General features: G+C 69.0%; 17 protein-coding genes. All 17 read left to right on the forward strand.

What is annotated here, in order from left to right; genetic code table 11:
• Positions 1–2: 2 nt before the first annotated feature.
• The 17 genes from HNR11_RS09290 to HNR11_RS09370 all read left to right on the forward strand — a co-directional run bounded on the left by HNR11_RS09290 (position 3) and on the right by HNR11_RS09370 (position 20,125).
• Positions 3–1,796, forward strand: a complete 1,794-nt coding sequence (locus HNR11_RS09290) for a peptidoglycan D,D-transpeptidase FtsI family protein (RefSeq protein WP_179442052.1) — start codon at positions 3–5, stop codon at positions 1,794–1,796.
• Positions 1,793–3,532, forward strand: coding sequence for a UDP-N-acetylmuramyl-tripeptide synthetase (locus HNR11_RS09295; RefSeq protein WP_179442053.1), 1,740 nt, complete (start codon positions 1,793–1,795; stop codon positions 3,530–3,532). The genes HNR11_RS09290 and HNR11_RS09295 overlap by 4 nt, the downstream gene beginning before the upstream one ends.
• Complete coding sequence (locus HNR11_RS09300; protein WP_179442054.1) at positions 3,529–5,058, forward strand: UDP-N-acetylmuramoyl-tripeptide--D-alanyl-D-alanine ligase; 1,530 nt, start codon at positions 3,529–3,531, stop codon at positions 5,056–5,058. The genes HNR11_RS09295 and HNR11_RS09300 overlap by 4 nt, the downstream gene beginning before the upstream one ends.
• The gene (gene mraY / locus HNR11_RS09305) at positions 5,055–6,158 is read left to right on the forward strand and encodes a phospho-N-acetylmuramoyl-pentapeptide-transferase (protein ID WP_058888724.1); all 1,104 of its coding nucleotides are present in this window, start codon (positions 5,055–5,057) and stop codon (positions 6,156–6,158) included. Before HNR11_RS09300 ends, mraY begins: the two co-directional genes overlap by 4 nt.
• Positions 6,140–7,720 (forward strand): UDP-N-acetylmuramoyl-L-alanine--D-glutamate ligase, encoded by a 1,581-nt coding sequence (gene murD / locus HNR11_RS09310; protein ID WP_179442055.1) that lies wholly within the window; start codon positions 6,140–6,142, stop codon positions 7,718–7,720. The genes mraY and murD overlap by 19 nt, the downstream gene beginning before the upstream one ends.
• A gap of 48 nt (positions 7,721–7,768) precedes the next feature.
• A complete protein-coding gene (locus tag HNR11_RS09315; protein WP_179442056.1) occupies positions 7,769–9,340 on the forward strand; it encodes an FtsW/RodA/SpoVE family cell cycle protein in 1,572 nt (523 codons plus the stop codon).
• Positions 9,341–9,394: 54 nt separating this feature from the next.
• Entirely contained in the window at positions 9,395–10,516 is a 1,122-nt protein-coding gene (murG, locus tag HNR11_RS09320; protein WP_179442057.1) for an undecaprenyldiphospho-muramoylpentapeptide beta-N-acetylglucosaminyltransferase, read from the forward strand.
• A gap of 11 nt (positions 10,517–10,527) precedes the next feature.
• Positions 10,528–12,000, forward strand: a complete 1,473-nt coding sequence (murC, locus tag HNR11_RS09325) for a UDP-N-acetylmuramate--L-alanine ligase (RefSeq protein ID WP_179442058.1) — start codon at positions 10,528–10,530, stop codon at positions 11,998–12,000.
• Positions 11,997–12,890 carry a cell division protein FtsQ/DivIB gene (locus HNR11_RS09330; protein ID WP_179442059.1) on the forward strand — a complete coding sequence of 298 codons (894 nt, stop codon included), beginning with the start codon at positions 11,997–11,999 and terminating at the stop codon, positions 12,888–12,890. Before murC ends, HNR11_RS09330 begins: the two co-directional genes overlap by 4 nt.
• Positions 12,891–13,217: 327 nt before the next feature.
• Positions 13,218–14,465, forward strand: a complete 1,248-nt coding sequence (gene ftsZ, locus HNR11_RS09335; protein ID WP_179442060.1) for a cell division protein FtsZ — start codon at positions 13,218–13,220, stop codon at positions 14,463–14,465.
• Between the two features lie 2 nt (positions 14,466–14,467).
• Positions 14,468–15,331 (forward strand): purine nucleoside phosphorylase YfiH/LACC1 family protein, encoded by an 864-nt coding sequence (locus tag HNR11_RS09340; protein WP_179442061.1) that lies wholly within the window; start codon positions 14,468–14,470, stop codon positions 15,329–15,331.
• A gap of 9 nt (positions 15,332–15,340) precedes the next feature.
• The gene (locus HNR11_RS09345) at positions 15,341–16,285 is read left to right on the forward strand and encodes an alanine racemase (RefSeq protein WP_179442062.1); all 945 of its coding nucleotides are present in this window, start codon (positions 15,341–15,343) and stop codon (positions 16,283–16,285) included.
• A 49-nt stretch (positions 16,286–16,334) separates the two neighbouring features.
• Positions 16,335–16,985: a cell division protein SepF gene (locus tag HNR11_RS09350; protein WP_058888730.1), complete on the forward strand. Its 651-nt coding sequence runs from the start codon at positions 16,335–16,337 to the stop codon at positions 16,983–16,985.
• A 20-nt stretch (positions 16,986–17,005) separates the two neighbouring features.
• Complete coding sequence (locus HNR11_RS09355; RefSeq protein ID WP_058888731.1) at positions 17,006–17,293, forward strand: YggT family protein; 288 nt, start codon at positions 17,006–17,008, stop codon at positions 17,291–17,293.
• Between the two features lie 167 nt (positions 17,294–17,460).
• Positions 17,461–18,390: a DivIVA domain-containing protein gene (locus HNR11_RS09360; RefSeq protein WP_179442063.1), complete on the forward strand. Its 930-nt coding sequence runs from the start codon at positions 17,461–17,463 to the stop codon at positions 18,388–18,390.
• 56 nt (positions 18,391–18,446) lie between these two features.
• Positions 18,447–19,178, forward strand: a complete 732-nt coding sequence (locus HNR11_RS09365; RefSeq protein WP_343050637.1) for a signal peptidase II — start codon at positions 18,447–18,449, stop codon at positions 19,176–19,178.
• Complete coding sequence (locus HNR11_RS09370; protein ID WP_179442064.1) at positions 19,175–20,125, forward strand: RluA family pseudouridine synthase; 951 nt, start codon at positions 19,175–19,177, stop codon at positions 20,123–20,125. The genes HNR11_RS09365 and HNR11_RS09370 overlap by 4 nt, the downstream gene beginning before the upstream one ends.
• The last annotated feature ends 1 nt before the right edge of the window (position 20,126 follow it).

Here is a 20,126-nt window from a genome sequence, read left to right on the forward strand (position 1 = left end):
CCATGGCAGCCGCTCAGAAGAAGAAACGCGCAGAACGGGTCCTCTCGTTCCGGATGCGCATCGGACTCACCATGATCATGGTGATGCTGCTCCTGCTCGGAGGCCGGCTCTTCCATGTCCAGGGACTGGACCCCGCCGGGCACGCCCAGGCGGCGGTGTCCGAACGGCTGCGCAGCGTCCCGCTGCCGGCCCACCGCGGCGACATCCTCGACGCCCAGAACCGGGTGCTCGCGACCTCCGTGGATCGCTACGACATCGTGGCAGATCAGCAGGTGGTCGACGACTTCGTCCGGCTGGACGAGGGCACCGGACTGCGTGAGGAGGTGCCGGTGCAGACCGGCATCGCAGAGCTCAGCGAGGTCCTGGAGATCGACGCCGAGGAGCTCACCGATCGGATCATCGGTGAGAGCCGCTACTCGGTGGTGACCCGATCGTTGACCCCGGCGAAGAGCCAGGAGGTCCTGGACCTGAACATCCCGGGACTCTACGCCGAACCGGTGACCGAGCGCAGCTACCCCTCTGGAGCGGTGGCCGGTTCGATCATCGGATTCATGGGATCCGACGGCCCGCTGGAAGGCATCGAGGCCGCGCAGGACGACGCGCTGAGCGGCAGCGACGGAGAGCGGATCTTCGAGGTCGGTGGGGACGGGGTTCGGATCCCGATCGCCACCTTCGAGGAGCTGCCCGCCGAGGACGGACAGGACATCCGACTCACCATCGATCAGGATCTGCAGTGGTTCGCCCAGGAGTCGATCGCGAAGAAGTCGAACCAGTACAACGCCGCCTGGGCCAACGCCACCGTGGTGGATCTCACCGACGGTGACATCCTGGCCATGGCCGATTCGCAGACCGTGGACCCGGCCGAGCCGGGGGAGACCGAGGAGCTCTTCCGTCGGCCCCTTGCGCTGACCCAGGACTTCGAACCCGGCTCCACCGGCAAGGCCATCACCTTCGCCATGGCCCTGGAAGAGGGCACGCTGAACCCGACCGACGGCTTCACCGTGGACAACCGCTATGAGGTCGACGGTCAGACCATCAGCGACGCCACCCGGCATCCGACCCTGGACATGACCGCGGCCGGCATCTTCGCGCGCTCCTACAACACCGGCACCGTGATGATCGGCGGAGAGATCCCCGAAGACGTCCGGTATGACTACATGAAGAAGGTCGGCATCGGGGAGCCGCTGGACATCGGTCTGGGGACCGAGGCGAACTCGGTGCTGCGGCCCCCCGAGGAGTGGGACGCCCGCCAGCACCTGACCACCCAGTTCGGCCAGGGCTACACCACCTCGGTGCTGCACAACCTGCAGACCTTCCAGGCCCTGGCCAACGACGGGGTCAGCGTCCCGCTGAACCTGGTCGACGCCTATATCGACGCCGACGGCACCGAACACCCGGCACAGACCGCCCCGGGCGAGCGGGTCTTCTCAGAGCAGACCTCCGAGGAGATGCTGCGGATGTTCGAAGGTGTGGTCGACTACGGAACCGCACAGGACGCCGCCGTCGCCGGCTACCGGGTCGGGGGCAAGACCGGCATCGCCGAGGCCGCAGGCGCAGGTGGCGGATTCGACGGGCACACCCAGTCGTTCATCGGCATGGCTCCCCTGGATGACCCGAAGTACCTGGTGGCCGTCACCGTGCACCGCCCGCAGGGATATTGGCGCGATTGGGAGGTCACCGATACGTTCCGTGAGATCATGTCCTACGTGCTAAGCAGCTATGACGAGGCGCCCACGGGGGCAAAGAGCGAGGCCTACGACGGCTTCGAAGGCGAGAACCAGGATCAGCCCTGGTGAGCGCGGCAGAGACGACGCTGAGCGTCGCCGCGCAGGACCGGGTGTTCCGACCACGAGGAGTCGTCGGGGCCAGCGTGGAGGAGCTCGTGGCCGAGCTCACCGCCACCGGCTTCGAACCGCTGGTCACCCCGGTGGGCCGCGACGTGGGGGAGGTGCGACTCACCGGAGCCGCCATGGACCCCAAGGCCGTGGGACCAGGCGACCTCTTCGTCGCCGTGGCCGGTTCGCGCGCCCACGGGGCCGACTTCGTGATGACCGCGCTTGATGCCGGGGCTGCGGCGATCCTCACCGACGTCGCCGGCTCCGAGCGGGTCCGCGACCGCGTGGGATACCGCATCCCGGTCATCGAGGTGCGCCGGGTGCGTGAAGCCGCGGGTCCCTCTGCGGCGCTGATCTATGGCAACAGTGCCAGCTCCGGGCCTGCCCTCTTCGGGGTGACCGGCACCAACGGGAAGACCACCACCACCTACTTCCTGCGCTCCCTGCTGGATGAGCTGCTGCGACCCCACCAGCGCGCCACCGGTCTGATCGGGACCATCGAGATCGCCTCCGGAGAGGACCGGATCCCCTCGAAGATGACCACCCCCGAGGCGGTGCAGCTGCACAGCCTGATGGCGCTCTTCCGCGAGGCCGGCGTCGCCGCCGCCGCGATGGAGGTCTCCTCCCACGCCATCTCCTACCAGCGCACCTCCGGGCTCTTCTACGCCGTGGCCGGGTTCACCAACCTCACCCAGGACCACCTGGACCTGCATGGTTCGATGGAGGAATACTTCGCGGCCAAAGCGGCGCTCTTCGCCCGCCGTCGGACCCGCAGCAGCGTGGTCATCGTCGATGATCCGTGGGGCTGGCGCATGGCTGAGACCGCGACCGGGCACGTGGTCACCCTCGCCACCGCAGAGACCCCCGACCCGGCTGCAGACTGGGCGGTCACCGAGGTGCGCCCCCACCTGCTGGGCAGCGCCTTCACGCTGTACAACCGGCACACCCGGGAGAGCATCCGTTCCCGCACCGGTCTGCCCGGCCGGTTCAACGTGGCCAACGCCGCCCTGGCCGCGGTGATGGTGCTCACCGCAGATGAGAGCACCGGCCTGGGAGTCAGTCGCAGGGAGATCGTGGCCGCGCTGGAGCAGGCCGATCCGTTCACCATCAGCGTCCCTGGCCGGATGCAGGTGATCGGCACCGCCCCGGCGGCCATCGTCGACTTCGCCCACAACCCCGACGCGATGATCCGCACCCTGGAGGCCGCCGCGAGCACCTCAGAGGGCAAGACGATCCTGGTGATCGGTGCCGCGGGGGAGCGGGACAGCGCCAAGCGTCCGCTCATGGGCGCCATCGCGGTGCGCATGGCGGACCACGTGATCATCAGCGACGACGACCCTCACGGGGAGGACCCGGCACAGATCCGCGCTGGACTCCTGGAAGGGGCGCGCGAGGCCCTTCAGAACGAGGATCTGGGTTCCACGGCATTGGAAGAGATCTCACCCCGTCGCGAGGCGATCCTGCGCGCTGTGGAGGTGGCGCGACCGGAGGACACCATCATCCTGGCCGGCCGCGGGCACGAGGTGCACCAGGACTTCGCCGGGACCAGACACCCGATCGATGACCGGGTGGAGCTGGCCCGTGCGCTGCGGCTGCGCGGCTTCCCCACAGCGGCCGATGCCCCGGACACCGAACCTGATCCGGACCTCGCGATGACCACCAGACTCAGCCCAGCGGAAGGAGGCGACACGGCATGATTGAACTCTCTGCCCTGGAGATCGCCGAGATCACCTCAGGGACCCTCTACGGCGTCCCGGACCCGTCCGCGGTGCGCGTGCACCATGCAGACACCGACTCCCGCAACATGGGCGCAGACTCCCTGTTCATCGCCAAACCGGGGGACACCACCGACGGTCACCACTTCATCGACGCCGCCCGCGCCGCGGGCGCGACCCTGGTGCTGGCACAGCGGGAGACCCAGGACCCCGCAGGGGACCCGCACCCCAGCGTGATCGTGGACGACGTGGTGCACGCCATGGGAGCACTTGCCCACGCGATCCTTCAGCGGGTGCGCGCGCATTCGACCACCACCGTCATCGGGATCACCGGGTCCGCCGGGAAGACCACCACCAAGGACCTGTTGAAGTCGCTCCTGGAGCCCGAGGGCCCCACCGTGGCCCCGCAGGGCTCCTACAACGGTGAGGTCGGCGTCCCGCTGACCATCTTCACCGTTGAGCTGGACACCCGGTTCGTGGTCGTGGAGATGGGCGCCGACGCGCCCGGGAACATCCGCGATCTGGCACAGATGGTCCGCCCCGACATCGGAGCGGTGCTGATGGTGGGCTCGGCGCACGCCGGGAAGTTCGGCGGCGCGGACAAGATCGCCGCGGTGAAGGCCGAGCTCGTCGAGCAGATCGGACCCGACGGCGCGATCGTGCTCAACCGCGACGACGCCCAGGTCGCCGCCATGGCGCCGAAGGCCCACGCCCCGATCACCTGGTTCAGCGAGGACACCGCAGGCGAGTCCGCCCCGGCCCCAGCCACCGCCACGGACACGGCCGCGACCAGGGACTCCACCGAGGACGCCGATGCTGCGGGTCAGCCGGACCAGGTCCGCGCGGCGGACCTGCGACTCGACGCCTCCGGGCACCCCAGCTTCGTGCTGCGCTTCACCGAGACCGGAGAAGACCTTCCCGTGGTCTCCGGGCTCACCGGAGCCCATCACGTGTCCAACATCCTCGCCGCAGCCGCCTGCGCGCTGCGCGCCGGCGTCCGGCCGCAGGACATCGCGGCGCGCCTGAACGGGCTCGGTCCGGCCAGCCGCTGGCGGATGGAGCGCACTGAACGCGCCGACGGGGTCACCGTGATCAACGACGCCTACAACGCCAACCCCGAATCGATGCGGGAGGCGCTGCGTACCCTGGCGATGCTCACCCGGCCCGGGGCGGGCGGACCGGCCCGCCGGTCGGTAGCCGTGCTCGGCGCGATGCTCGAGCTCGGCGACGCCTCGATCCCCAAGCACACCCAGCTGGGTGAGACCGTGGTGCGGCTGAACATCGACAAGACCCTGGTGGTGGGCGAGCTGGCCTACCCGCTCTACCGCGGAGCCATCGCTGAAGGCAGCTGGGGGTCGGAGGTCCACTGGGTCGCCACCGTCGAGGAGGCCGAGGCCTACCTCGAGCAGGAGCTCACCGGCGGGGACATCGTGCTCTTCAAATCCTCCAACAGCGCAGGGCTTAGACTCCTGGGTGACAAGATCGCCGCTAAGGAAGGGGCCCTGTGATCGCAGTAGTCATCGGTGCCGTCCTCGGCCTGGGACTCACCCTCGTCGGGACGCCGTTGTTCATCCGCTTCCTGGTGAAGCGAGGATACGGTCAGTTCATCCGAGACGACGGCCCCACGACCCACCATGTGAAGCGCGGCACCCCCACCATGGGTGGAGCGGTCATCATGATGGCCGTCGTCGCCGCCTATCTGCTCACCCACCTGGTGATGATCCTGACCGGCGACGGCGGCGGACCCACCGCCTCCGGGCTGCTGCTCCTGCTGCTGATGGTGGGCATGGGACTCGTCGGCTTCGCCGATGACTTCGCGAAGATCAGCAAGAAGCAGTCCCTGGGACTGACCCCCTGGCGCAAGATCGCCGGCCAGGGCGCCATCGGTGTGCTCTTCGCGGTGCTGGCGCTGAACTTCGCGGACGCCGACGGGCTGACCCCGGCCTCGACGAACATCTCCTTCGTCCGTGAGACCGTGCTGGACCTGGCCTTCGCCGGCCCGGTCATCGGCATGATCCTCTTCGTGATCTGGGCGAACCTGATCGTCACCGCGACCACCAACGGGGTGAACCTCACCGACGGCCTGGACGGACTCGCCACGGCGGCCACCGCCATGGTGACCGCGGCCTATACGATCATCTCGATCTGGCAGTTCAACCAGTCCTGCGGCGGGTCCAGCGCGGTGGAGAGCGTCTGCTACCAGGTGCGGGACCCGATGGACATGGCGATGATCGCCGCGATCATCACCGGTGCGCTGATCGGCTTCCTGTGGTGGAACACCTCGCCGGCAAAGATCTTCATGGGCGACACCGGGTCCCTGGCGCTGGGCGGAGCCCTCGCCGGGTTCGCGATCCTGACCCACACCCAGCTGCTCTTCGTGATCCTGGGTGGGCTCTTCGTTCTGATCACCCTCTCGGTGATCATCCAGGTCGGCTACTTCAAGCTCTCCGGCGGCAAGCGGGTCTTCCTGATGGCCCCGCTGCAGCACCACTTCGAGCTCAAGGGCTGGGCCGAGGTCACCGTGGTGGTGCGCTTCTGGATCATCGGCGCCCTGGCGGTGGGCATCGGGCTCGCCATCTTCTACGGGGAATGGGTGATCACCCAGTGAGCACGCCCCAGCCCCCTGCCGACGCGCTTCCAGCGCCGCGGCAGCCCCGCATCCGGCCCGAGCTGCGCGGCTGGGACGGCCCCTGGAAGGGACTGCGCGCGCTGGTCACCGGCCTGGGCGTCTCCGGATTCGCCGCCGCGGACACCCTCGCCGAGCTGGGCGCGCGCGTCGTCGTCGTCGACGGAACCGATGCGCAAGAGAAACGACGTGAGGCCGAGACGCTGCGCGTGGTGGGAGTCGGAGACGTCCTGCTCGGTCAGCAACACCTCAGTCAGCTGCCGCTGATCGACGGGGAGCTCCCCGAGATCCTGGTCACCTCCCCGGGGTGGCGCCCCGACTCCGCGCTGATCGCTCAGGCGCGCGCCGCGCAGATCCCGGTGCTCTCCGAGGTGGAGCTGGCCTGGCGCCTCGGCGCCCGTCCCGGTGCCACCGAGCCCAAGTGGCTGGTCCTGACCGGGACCAACGGGAAGACGACCACGGCGACCCTGCTGGAGGCGATGCTGCGCAAGGACGGTCAGCGTGCCATCGCCTGCGGCAACATCGGCGTGCCGGTGCTCGACGCGATCCGCGACCCGCAGGGATACGACGCCCTGGCGGTGGAGCTCTCCAGCTTCCAGCTCGAATACACCGAGCTGCTCTCCCCGGTGGCCTCAGCGGTCCTGAACATCGCAGAGGACCATGTGGACTGGCACGGCAGCTTCGCCGAATACTGCGCGGCCAAGGCGAAGATCTTCGAGAACACCGAGCTGGCGTGTGTCTACAACGCAGACCAGCCGCTCACCGCTGACATGGTCGCCGAGGCCGACGTCCAGGAGGGATGCCGCGCTATCGGCTTCACCACCGGGTCCCCGGGCCTGTCGATGCTCGGCGTCGTGGAGGACCTCCTGGTGGACCGGGCGTTCCTGGACGACCGGGCGCATCAGGCACTGGAGCTGGCGGGGCTGGAGGACTTCGGCCCGCTGGCCCCGCAGCACCTGGTCGCCAACACCCTGGCCGCCGCCGCCCTGGCCCGCGCCGCCGGGGTGGCCCCCGAAGCCATCCGGGCCGCCGTGCGGGACTATGAGGCCGGGGACCACCGGATCCAGCCGGTGGCCAAGGCCGATGACGTGCTCTGGATCAACGATTCCAAGGCCACCAACCCGCATGCCGCCGCCGCCTCGCTGCGAAGCTTCACCGACGTGATCTGGATCGCCGGGGGACTGCCCAAAGGGGTGGTCTACGACGAGCTGATCCAGGAGATCGCGCCTCGGCTGCGTCACGTCATCCTGATCGGCACGGACTCCTCCCAGCTGAGATCCAGCCTTCAGCGACACGCGCCGGGAGTCCCGGTGATCGGTGGACGCCTGCGGGAGGATGAGTCACGCACCGAGTTGGACGCGACGCTGGCGGGTGCAGACGGGGCCCGCGCGATGCGGACCGCCGTGGCCGAGGCCGCCAAGGCAGCCGCGGCGCATCACACGGTGCTGATGGCACCGGCGGCGGCCTCGATGGATCAGTTCGCCTCCTACGCAGCCCGCGGTGAGGCCTTCATCGAGGCAGTGGCAGAGCTGATGACCGATTGATCGTAGCGGTGGAGCCCGGAGGCGGGACTTCACCAGGAGGAGGACTGGATGGACAAGCGGAGACCTCGCGTCCCAGCCTCTCCCGAACAGCGCCGGCCCCGGCTCCACGCAGTGGAGGACCAGGAGCCGGAGCACACCGAGCCTCACCCCGCGGGGCTGACACCCACCTCGCCCCGGCAGCAGACCCGACCCTCGCAGCGTGCGGCGCGGGGTGAGCACAGCACCGTGCGCACCGCGGCAGGGGCCGCTCGCACCACGCCAGAGTCCGCTCGCACGGCGCCGGAGACGACCCGCACCACCCCGGGAGCCGGGGCCGACGGCTCCGCCGGCCGCAGCTGGAAGGCACAGCGCGAGACCACCAGGAAGGACCGGGTCCAGCGCTTCTGGCACTTCGTGGAGGAGGGCAACCCCTACACCACCTTCTGGCTGCTGCTGGGCTCTGCGCTGGCGCTGACCATCTTCGGACTGGTGATGGTGCTCTCGGCCACTGCGGTCGAGGCGGTGGGCACCCCAGACGGCGCCTATGGCGTGTTCATGCGCCAAGCCATGTGGGCCGGAATCGGTCTGGTGGGCATGTTCAGCGTCGCCTTCATGCCGCGCGGCTGGCTGAAGAAGCTCGCCTGGCCGGCCATGGTGCTGGCGATCATCGGCCTGGCACTGGTGCTCACCCCGCTGGGCTACGAGGTCCAGGGCAACCGAAACTGGATCCGGATCGGGCCGCTCAACGGCCAGCCCTCCGAACTCGCCAAGCTGGCGCTGTGCCTGTGGACCGGGCTGGTGCTCGCCCGCAAGGGCCATAAGGTGCGCGAGCTGCAGCACACCATCGTGCCGGTCCTGATGCCCGGCGCCGCCCTGGTCTTCGCCTTCATCATGTGGGGCCGCGACCTGGGCACCGCCCTGATCTTCGGCTTCTTCCTGGCCGCGATGCTCTTCGTCTCGGGCACCAAGGCCCGGTACTTCCTCGTCGCCGGTGCCACCGGGATCATCGGCGCCGTGGCGCTGGCCCTGATGAGCCCCAACCGCACCGTGCGGATCCAGGCCTGGCTCGGGCTCAACGACGCCTGCAGCCTGCCGCAGGACTTCTGCTATCAGTCAGAACAGGGCCTCTACGCCCTGGCCTCCGGCGGCTTCTGGGGTGTCGGGCTGGGCCAGTCGCGGCAGAAGTGGAACTACATCCCTGAGGCGGAGAACGACTTCATCTTCACGATCCTGGGGGAGGAGCTCGGCCTGCTCGGGGCGCTCACGGTCCTGCTGCTCTTCGCCACCCTGGCCCTGGGGATGTTCCGCGTGGCCTCACGCTCCACCGAGACCTGGGTCAAGATCACCACCGTGGGCATCATGGCCTGGGTCATCGGGCAGACCTTCATCAACCTCGCCATGGTCACCGGGCTGCTCCCGGTCATCGGGGTGCCGCTGCCGTTCATCTCCGCCGGCGGCTCCGCGCTGACCTCGAACCTGGTCGCAGTCGGGGTGGTCATGAACTTCGCCCAGGCCCAGCGGGTCGACGCGCGAAGCCGCGCCGGAACCCGCCCGAGCAAGCCAACGGGACGGAACCAGGCAGGGAAGAAGACCGGGAAGAAAGCCGGGATGACCTCCCGCCGCAAACCTGCAACAGTATGAGACCTGCACCGAGGGCCGCACCGGTCCTCCCAGCTTCAGGAGTTTGAGACACAGATGAGCACACCCTCCGTGGTCCTCGCAGGCGGGGGCACCGCCGGTCATGTCAGCCCGATGCTGGCCATCGCCCGCGCCCTGGACCGGATCCACCCCGAGGTCCGCCAGAGCATCATCGGCACCGCCGCCGGACTCGAGACTCGGCTGGTCCCAGAGGCCGGGTACCGGCTGCAGACCATCGAGAAGGTCCCGATGCCGCGCCGGCCCTCCCGAGACCTGCTGCGCTTCCCCTCCCGCTTCGGACAGGCCGTGCGTGACGCCGCGGCGATCCTGCGCGCCGAGCAGGCCGATGTGGTCCTCGGCGTCGGCGGGTACGTGTGCACCCCGGTGTACGTCGCGGCGCGCCGCCTGGGCATCCCGGTGGTCATCCACGAGGCCAATGCGCGCCCCGGCCTGGCGAACAAGCTGGGACACCGCTTCGCGGCGTTCACCGGCGTCGCCTTCGAGGGCACCCCGCTCAAGGGCTCCGAATGGGTGGGCATGCCGATGGCGCGGGAGATCTCCCAGCTCGACCGATCGAAGCAGCGGGCACAGGCACGCGAAGCCCTGAACCTGGACCCGGAGAAGGTGACCCTGGTGATCACCGGGGGATCCTCCGGGGCGCTCTCGCTGAACGAGTCGATCAAGGCCGCGCTGACCGACCTGCTGGGCACCGGAGCCCAGGTGCTGCACCTCACCGGCCGAGACAAGGCGCTCATCGGCGAGCACGGCGCACTGCTGGAGCACCCCGGATACCACCAGCGGGAGTACCTGGACGGTATGGAGCTGGCCTACGCCGCGGCGGACCTGATCATCGCCCGGGCCGGGGCGGCCACCGTGAGCGAGGTCGCGGCGGTGGGGCTTCCCGCCATCTTCGTCCCGCTGCCGGTGGGCAACGGCGAACAGGAGCTCAACGCCCGGGAGCTGGTCGCCGCCGGCGGCGCGCTGCTGGTCAAGGATGAGCACTTCAACAAGGCCTGGATCCGGCGCAACATCCTCCCGCTGCTCGAGGACCCGCAGCTGCTGGCCACCATGCAGGCGCAGTCCGCATCCCGCGGGATCACCGACGCCGACGACCGGATGGCCCGGGCGGCCCTGGCCGCAGCGGGTCACCCGATCGAGAAAGCCGAGAAGAAGAAGTGACCCTGCCTCCCATGAGCCCCGCTGAGACCACCCCCGCTGGGACACCCCCCGAATCCGCCGCTGCCGCACCAGATCACGGTGCGGCCGCCGGGGCCGCAGCGCCCACCGCCGGACTCGGACACGTGCATTTCCTGGGACTCGCCGGCGTCGGGGTCTCCGCCGTCGCCCGGCTGATGGCCGCCGACGGGGTGCCCATCTCCGGCACCGACGCCAAGGACCTACCGGTCCTGGAAGAGTTCCGCCGGGCGGGTGCCGCCGTGACGGTGGGATACCGCGCCGAGAACCTGGCCTCGGCAGAGGCGGAACTCGGAGAACCGATCACCGCGGTGATCGCCTCCTCCATCGCGGCGGAGGGCAACCCGGAGTACGACGAGGCGGTGCGCCGCGGCCTGCCGGTGCTGCACCGCTCCCAGGGCCTGGCGGCGATGATGCGAGACCGTCGCGCCGTCGCCGTCGCCGGCACCCACGGCAAGACCACCACCTCCTCCATGGCCACGGTGGTGTTGGATCAGGCAGGGCTCTCTCCGACCTTCGCCGTGGGGGCCAATGTCGCCGGGCTCGGGGTCAACGCGGCCGCCGGCACGGGGGAGTGGTTCATCGCCGAGGCCGACGAATCCGACGGCTCGCTGCTGAACTATGCCCCGGAGGTTGGTGTGGTCACCAACGTGGAGGCTGACCATCTGGACCACTACGGCACCGCGGAGGCGGTGGAACAGGTCTTCGTGGACTTCACCGCCCGGATCAGTGACGGCGGGGCGCTGATCATCTGTGTCGACGACGCCGGTGCTCGGGCGCTGCTGGAGAAGGTGCGCGAGCCGCTGAGCGCGCGCGGTGTGCGCATCATCGGCTATGGCACGCGAGAAGACGCGCAGCTGCGGCTGAGCGAGGTGACCCGCGAGGGCGGCACCGTCACTGAGGGTGCCGAGCAGGCCTCCCTGCGACTTGCCGTGCCCGGAGTGCACAACCAGCTCAACGCCCTGGCCGCGATCGCCGTGGGCCGCTGCGCGGGACTCTCCCTGCAGGCCAGCGTCGAGGCCATCGCCCACTTCCAGGGCACCTCGCGTCGCTTCGAGCTGCGCGGCGAGGTCTCCGGGGTGCGCGTCTACGACGACTACGCCCACCACCCCACGGAAGTCTCCGCCGTGCTCCAGGCCGCCCGCGCCTCGCTCACCGAGGACCAGGGCCAGGTCCACGTGATCTTCCAGCCGCACCTGTTCAGCCGCACCGCAGCCTTCGCAGAAGACTTCGGGGCCGCGCTGACCGCGGCAGACACCGTGGCGGTGCTGGAGATCTACCCGGCGCGGGAGGAGCCCATCGAAGGCGTCACCGCGGCCCTGCTGGGACAGCCGGTGTACAGCGCAGCCGAGGCCGTTCAGACAGTCACCTCGGCCGCACGGGCCGGGGATCTGATCATGACCCTGGGTGCCGGCGACGTCACCGCGCTAGGCGCCGAGATCCTCGCCGAGCTGACGGAGCGCCGATGAAGCCGCGGGTTCCCCGCCCCACCTCAGACCGCGCCACGACCACCCGGGAAGATTCCACACCGGATCAGGCCCGACCCACCGATGCCCCCGCGCACCAGGAGCCCGAGGGGGAGTCGAGCAGCGATCACCGCGAGTTCCCTGATGAGTCCCCGCTGGACTTCCCCGAACCCGCCTCGGTCAGCAGCAGGCGACGCCGACGTCGTCGGCTGCTCACGCTGCTGATCAGTCTGGCGGTGCTGCTCGGCGTGGTCGCCACGCTGTACTTCTCCCCGCTGCTGGTGGTGCGCACGATCACGGTCCAGGACAACGACCTGCTCACCGACGAGCGCGCCCAGGAGCTGCTCGCGCCGCTGCACGGCACGCCCCTGGCTCAGGTGAGTCAGGGTGACGTGGAGAACCTGCTCACCGATGAGCGCGCCGTGGATGAGGTGATGGTCGCCGCCGCGCTGCCCGAGGGCCTGGAGATCATGGTGATCGAACACCCTCCCGTGGCCGAGGTCCATGTCGGCGAGGAGATCCTGTTCTACAGCCAGCAGGGCGAGCTGATCAGGACCTTCGACGAGTCTCAGCGTCCCGATGCGGAGGGATACGCCACCCCGGTGATCTCCTCAGAGGCAGCGCTGGAGAACGAATCGGTGTTCCGCAGCATCGTCTCGGTGCTGGGACAGCTGCCCGAGGGGGCCCGGGAGTCTCTGGACTCGGCCACCGCGGAGTCCCGAGACTCGGTGCAGCTGGAGCTCGAAGATGGACGCACCGTGGTCTGGGGCAATGACGAGCGCGGAGCGGAGAAGGCTGCCGTCTTGGAGGCGATCCTGGGCTCCCCGTCGGGAGAGTTCGACGGCGTGGAGGTCCTCGACATCTCGACTCCTAGCGCGCCGGTGACGCGCTAGACCCGTGTGGCGCGTAGGCTGGGCGCAGAAGAGAACATCAGAGAGGGGAAGCCATTGCGCTTCCTCTAAGGTTCAAGTAAAGCTTGAACCTTGCTGTTGGTTCGCAGGCAACAGAAGAATGTCTCAGGTACGGAGGCTCCCGTCCGCTTATGAGCCGCTGCGACGTCACGGGCTGCCGCCCATGACCGGACCGATGTCCCCGCGAATGACATCGGCACGATCAGGTGGCCCGAGACGGGTGAAGACAGTGAGGAGTCGCGCTGCGGCTCACTCGGCGACGGGGGTCTCCGTACATTTGAGACCAGAGACGAGCAAGGGACACACAACGTGGCATCACCGAACAACTACCTGGCCGTGATCAAGGTCGTCGGCATCGGTGGCGGCGGCGTCAACGCCGTCAACCGCATGATCGACGTCGGTCTCCGGGGCGTGGAATTCATCGCCATCAACACCGATGCGCAGGCGCTGCTGATGAGCGACGCCGACGTGAAGCTCGACGTCGGGCGTGAACTGACCCGTGGACTGGGTGCCGGTGCCAACCCTGAGGTCGGCCGACAGGCCGCCGAGGATCACGCCGAGGAGATCGAAGAGGTCATCCGGGGCGCAGACATGGTCTTCGTCACCGCAGGCGAGGGCGGTGGCACCGGAACCGGCGGTGCACCCGTGGTCGCTCGGATCGCCCGCTCGCTCGGGGCACTGACCATCGGTGTCGTCACCCGCCCGTTCACCTTCGAAGGTCGCCGGCGCGCCGGCTCGGCCGAAGAGGGCATCGAGGCGCTCCGCGACGAGGTCGACACGCTCATCGTGATCCCCAACGACCGGCTGCTCTCGATCTCGGACAAGAACGTCTCGGTCCTGGATGCCTTCCGCTCCGCGGACCAGGTGCTGCTCTCCGGCGTGCAGGGCATCACCGACCTGATCACCACACCGGGCCTGATCAACCTCGACTTCGCCGACGTGAAGTCGGTCATGCAGGGCGCCGGCTCCGCGCTGATGGGCATCGGTTCCGCGAATGGTGAGGACCGCGCGGTGAAGGCCGCCGAGCTCGCCATCGCCTCGCCGCTGCTGGAAGCGTCCATCGACGGCGCCCACGGCGTGCTGCTCTCCATCCAGGGCGGCTCGGATCTCGGACTCTTCGAGATCAACGAGGCGGCCCGGCTGGTTCAGGAGGTCGCCCACCCGGAGGCCAACATCATCTTCGGCGCCGTCATCGACGACGCCCTCGGTGACGAGGCGCGAGTCACCGTCATCGCCGCCGGCTTCGACCAGGTCGACGCCACCTCCCGTCCCGCGCAGCCGATGCAGAACCAGGCGCCGGCCCGCAGCGTCGGGTCCGCCGCCCCGGCGGCCCGCACCGCGCCGCCCGTCCCCGGGACCGTGCCCGGCACGATTCCGATCAGCGGGTCACCGGCCGCGCGCAACGCCGGGTCCCAGGACACCGCGCCGCAGCAGCGGATGGACCACTCGCGTCGTCGTCATGAGAACGAGGAGCAGCAGGACATCCCGGACATCGTCGAGTCGGACTACACCGGCGGTCGCAACGATGACCTCGATGTGCCCGACTTCCTGAAGTGACCATGGCCCCCAGCAACACGGGGGCCAGCACGGCCGCGTCCCCGTCACCGTTCTGGTGGCGGGGCCAGGCCGAGTCCGGGGCGACTGCCGGGGACACCGTGCAGCTGGGCTTCACCTCCGTGGAGGCCGGCAATCTGGCCCGCCACGTGGGATCCCAGTCCGAGGTGTCCGAGAACCGTCGGCTCCTCGAGGCCAGCATGGGCGTACCTGCAGGCTCCCTGCGTTTTCTGAACCAGGTGCACTCCGCCGATGTGATCCCCGCCGAGCCCGCCGCACCTGCCGAGTTCGCGGCTCCGCTGCAGCCCGCCGCACCTGCCGGGCCCGCCCCTAGCTCCGAGGTGCTCACCGGCGACGCCTGGGTCTGCGCGGACGGCTCTGTCCCACTGGCGATCATGGTCGCCGACTGTCTTCCGGTGCTGCTCCACGGACGTCGCGCCGCGCACGATCCGGACCGGGACGTGCCGGTCACCGCCGCGGCCCACGCCGGACGCCCCGGACTGCTCGCCGGAGTCCTGGAGAACACCGTGGCCGCGATGCGCGCCCACGGAGCGGTTGCGATCACCGCCTGGATCGGTCCCGGAGCCTGCGGGGACTGCTACGAGATCCCGGCGGAGATGGTCGCTGAGGTCTCGCAGGGGCGGCCCGCCATAGCCTCGCAGACCAGCTGGGGCTCGAGTGCGCTGAACCTGCGCGCCGAGGCCCGCACGATCCTCGACGGGCAGGGGGTGCGCGTCGCGGAGCTCGCCGGCTGCACCATCGAGGATGAGTCGTTGTTCTCCCACCGCCGAGCCCCGGGGAAGGGCCGCTTCGCCGGAGTGATCTGGATGCCCACGCCTGCCGCCCAGCCCGCACCCTCGGTTCGATAGGCTCTCCCTGTGCAGACCAGCCCGGAACCGGCCGACCCCGATGCAGCCAGCCCCGACGCAGCCGACCTCGATGCGGCCGACCCCGACCCCGGCGACCCCGGCGACTCCGGCGCGGAGGATCCGCGCAGCGAAGAGCTTGCGGCGAACCTCGCCGCGGTGCACGCTCGGATCGACCGGGCCATGGAGGCCGCCGGGAGGCAAGATCGACCCACGCTGATCGTGGTCACCAAGTTCTTCCCCGCCGCCGATGTCCTCCGGCTGCACCGGCTGGGAGTCCGCGACGTCGGGGAGAACCGGGACCAGGAGGCGGCTGCGAAGGCCGCCGAGGTCACCGAGCTGCTGCGCGCCGGCACCGCAGCCCCCGCAGCGCCGGGATCCGCGGGTGCCCCCGCCGGCCCCGCAGACGATCCAGCATCAGAACCCGCCGACGATCCAGCCGCGGACCCGGCGTCGGGTCCGGCAGCGAATGAAGAGGTCCTGCACTGGCACTTCATCGGCCAGCTGCAGTCCAATAAGGCCCGCTCCGTCACCGGCTACGCAGACCATCTGCACTCTGTGGACCGGTCCTCTCTGTTGAAGGCGCTGATCAAGGTCGCCCCGAGCGCCGAGGAGCCTCCGCTGACCTGCCTGATCCAGGTGGATCTGCGCGACCCGGTGCCCGCCGACGGCAGGGGAGGGGCCGACCCGGCCTTGATCCTCGAGCTGGCCGACCGGATCGCTGCGGCCCCAGGGCTGGCGCTGGGGGGACTGATGGCGGTCGCGCCGCTGGACGAGCCGGCCGCCCCTGCCTTCCGGCGACTGCGTGAGCTCTCCGCGCAGCTGCGCGAGAGGCACCCGGGTGCGGACATGATCTCGGCCGGAATGAGCGGTGACCTGGAGGAAGCTGTGGCGCACGGTGCGACACACCTGCGGGTTGGCCGAGATGTCCTGGGTGCGCGTCCGCTTCAGCGATAGTCTCGAGACCGCGCAGTGACAATTCAACCTTCCCTCCAGGAGACCCCTCATGGCCGGTGCCTTCAAGAAGACCATGATCTACCTCGGCCTCGCCGACGGAGACGACTACAGCGAGGACAACTTCTCCAAGGAGTCCTCCCATCCGACCCGCAGCACCCAGAGCGCCAGCACCGAGCCCAGCTCGGTGAGCCGCAGCTCCTCGAGCTCGGCCTCGGTCCGGGAGACCCCGGCACCGACCAGCGCCTCCGCCTCGGTCCGCGGCAGTGAGGTCGTCTCCCTGGGAGTCGATCACGCCGAGGACACTGCGCAGACGGGCCAGTACAACAGCTCCAACCTGGCCGTGGACCCGGACTACCGGGCTCCGGTCACTCCGATCAAGCGCGCCCCCTCCTCCCGGGATGAAAGTTCACCGATGCGAAAAATCACCACCGTTCACCCGCGCTCCTACAACGACGCGAAGGTCATCGGCGAGTCCTTCCGGGACAACATCCCGGTGATCATGAATGTCACGGACATGGGCGAGGCTGAGGCCAAGCGACTGGTGGACTTCTCCGCCGGGCTGGTCTTCGGCATGGGCGGATCCATCGAGCGGGTCACCAACAAGGTGTTCCTGCTGACCCCGAAGAACATCGAGGTGCTGGCTGAAGAGCGCGCCGCCGTGGAGGCTCCGTCCTCGGCACAGTTCTTCAACCAGAGCTGAACCAAGTAGTCTTTTCAGCTGTGGATCTCTTAACCGCGCCCCTGTACCTGCTGCTGACCATCTACCAGTTCGCCCTGGTGGTCCGCATCATCTTCGACCTCACGCAGCAGTACGCCCGCAGCTGGCGGCCCAAGGGCCTGCCGCTGATGATCGCCGTCGGCGTGTACAGCATCACCGACCCGCCGATCCGCTGGATCCAGCGCAAGGTGCCGCCGCTTAACCTGGGCGGTGTGTCCCTGGACATGGGCTTCCTGCTGGTGTTCCTGCTCGTGGTGATCGCGAAGATGGTGCTGCGCGGATTCGCCTGATTCCGGGTCGTATCAGCGGCACCGACACTGCGCGCTGGGGGATCTGCGAGTCGTGAAAGCCGCACTTGAAGGTTGAAGTTCGAGGCAGCGAATCGCAATGGGTATCCTGGTCGATGACCCAAGACCAGCTTCACAGCTTCCCCAGCCACTCGATGAGGTGACACCGCATGGCCCTGACCCCCGATGATCTCCTGAACAAGGAATTCCCCGAGACCAAGTTCCGTCCCGGTTACGACAAGGACGAGGTCGATGACTTCCTTGACGAGGTGGTCGTCGAATGGCGGCGCCTGACCCAGGAGAACGAGGACCTCGCCGCGAAGGTCGCCCGGCTGGAGGAGCAGCTCGAGGAGCACCCGTCGAACCTGGAGCCCGACGAGCTCAAGGACGCAGGGCTCTCCGGCTATGCAGGGACCACCTCCACCATGACCGGTTCCATCGACCGGATCACCGAGGAGCACGAGCTCAGCGCCGACGCCGCAGAGACCGAGTACGCCCCCGGCACCCGTCCGGCCCAGGAGCGCCCGGCCGTCGAGTCCGCAGCGAGCGACCAGGCCACCTCCGCCACCGGCGTGCTCGCCATGGCCCAGAAGCTGCACGATCAGTACGTCTCCGAGGGCGAGCAGACCCGCGCTGCCTACATCGCCGAGGGCGAGGCCAAGCGTAGCGAGTACATCGCCGAAGGCGAGCAGACCCGCAGCGCCTACATCACCGAGGGTGAGCAGACCCGGGATGCCTACATCGCCGAGGGTGAGAGCACCCGCAGCGCCTACATCACCGAGGGCGAGACCCGCCGCGATGACCTGGTCGGCACGGCCGAGAACACCCACGCGCAGCTGCTCGCCGAGGCCGAGCGGCGCCGCAGCGAGATCGTCACCGAGGCCGAGACCCGCGCCGAGAACATGATCGAAGAGGCGGAGCTGACCTCCACCCGCACGCTGAACGCGCTGGAGCGCAAGAAGGCCGACCTGGAGTCCAAGGTCGGTGAGCTGACCAGCTTCGAGCGGGACTACCGGGCCCGTCTGAAGGACTACATCGAGGGTCAGCTGGCGGACCTGAACAGCCGCGGCTCCATCGAGAAGGAAGCCACCGGCAGCTGAGGCAGCTCACAGTCCCCGGGGGCTTCTCCCGGCACCTTGGCCTGTAGAATCCAACGGTGTCGAAACAGCTCTCAGGTGACCATCAGCGGTCCATGCGCACCCCGTCCCGCCGAACTGCACTCCTCGCGGCAGCGGCCCTGGCGGTGTTCGCCTGGGCCGCTGATCAGTTAACCAAGCTCTGGGTCGAATCCACGATGATCCTGGGAGAGCAGACCGAGGTGCTGCCTCCGGTGCTGTACTGGCGCTACCACCTGAACCCGGGTGCCGCGTTCTCCATGGGCACCGACTACACCTGGATCTTCACGCTGATCATGCTCGCGGTGCTCGGCTACGTGGTGCTCAAGAGCCGAGAGCTCGGCGGATCCTGGCTGTGGACCCTGGGGCTGGGCGGGCTCGCCGGCGGGGTGGCAGGCAACCTCACCGACCGGATCTTCCGGGACCCCTCGCTGAACGGGGAAGGGATCCGCAGCTTCGGCCAGGGCCAGGTCGTCGACTTCATCGCCGTGCCGAACTTCGCGATCTTCAACATCGCCGACTCCTTCATCGTGTGCTCGATCATCGGGATCTGCGCGATGATGCTCTTCGGGCTGAACCTCGACGGCACCCGCGAGCACGGCTCCGGGAAGCACAGCCCCGAGAAATCCAACGCCGAGAAATCCAGCCCCAGCGAGCCCAGCCCCGAGAAGCCCAGCGCCGGCACGCCCGGTTCCGAGAAGCCCAGCGCCGGCAAGTCCAGCTCTGGGTCCACAGAGACCGCCAAGACCGACGCTGCGGAGACCGAGACATGAGCGCCCAGCAGATCGCCGTACCCGAGGCCCTCGACGGCGGCCGGGCCGACGTCGTGCTGGCCGCCCTCTTCGAGGTCCCCCGCATCCAGGCCACGCAGTGGCTCAAAGAAGGACTGGTCACCTGGGCGCAGGACCGGACCCAGGGGCGCACCGCCGGGCGCGCGGTGAAGAAGTCTGACCGTCTGGCCGCAGGGGCCCAGCTCGCCGTCGTCGTGCCCGAGAAGCAGGACCCGCTCCAGGTGAGGATCGAAGCCGTGGAAGAGATGACCGTGCTGCACCAGGACGAGGCGATCGTGGTGGTGGACAAGCCCGTTGGCGTGGCCGCGCACCCCTCGCCGGGCTGGACCGGACCGACCGTGATCGGGGGCCTGCTCGCCGCGGGGGTGGAGATCTCCACCTCAGGAGCCCAGGAGCGCCGCGGGATCGTGCACCGACTCGACGTCGGAACCTCCGGGGTGATGGTGGTGGCCAAGACCGAGCACGCCTACACCGTGCTCAAGGACGCCTTCCGGCAGCGCACCACCCAGAAGAGCTATCACGCGCTGGTCCAGGGTCTTCCGGACCCCGTGGACGGCACCATCGACGCTCCCATCGGCCGGCATCCCGGTCATGACTGGCGCTTCGCGGTGCTCGAGGGCGGACGCGAATCCCGCACCCACTACCGGCTGCAGCAGGCCTATGGCCGGGCCAGCCTGATGGACATCAACCTGGAGACCGGGCGGACGCATCAGATCCGAGTCCACTTCTCCGCACTGGGCCACCCCTGCGCCGGAGATCTGACCTACGGGGCTGACCCGCAGCTGGCCGCTGACCTTGGTCTGACCCGGCAGTGGCTGCATGCGGTGGAGCTCGGCTTCCACCACCCCGAGCACGGAGAATGGGTGAGCTACCGCACCGACTACCCCGCGGACCTGGCGCAGGCCCTCGAGATTCTGGAGAACGGCTGAG

It is taken from the genome of Nesterenkonia sandarakina, assembly GCF_013410215.1.
GTDB classification, from domain to species: Bacteria; Actinomycetota; Actinomycetes; order Actinomycetales; family Micrococcaceae; genus Nesterenkonia; species Nesterenkonia sandarakina.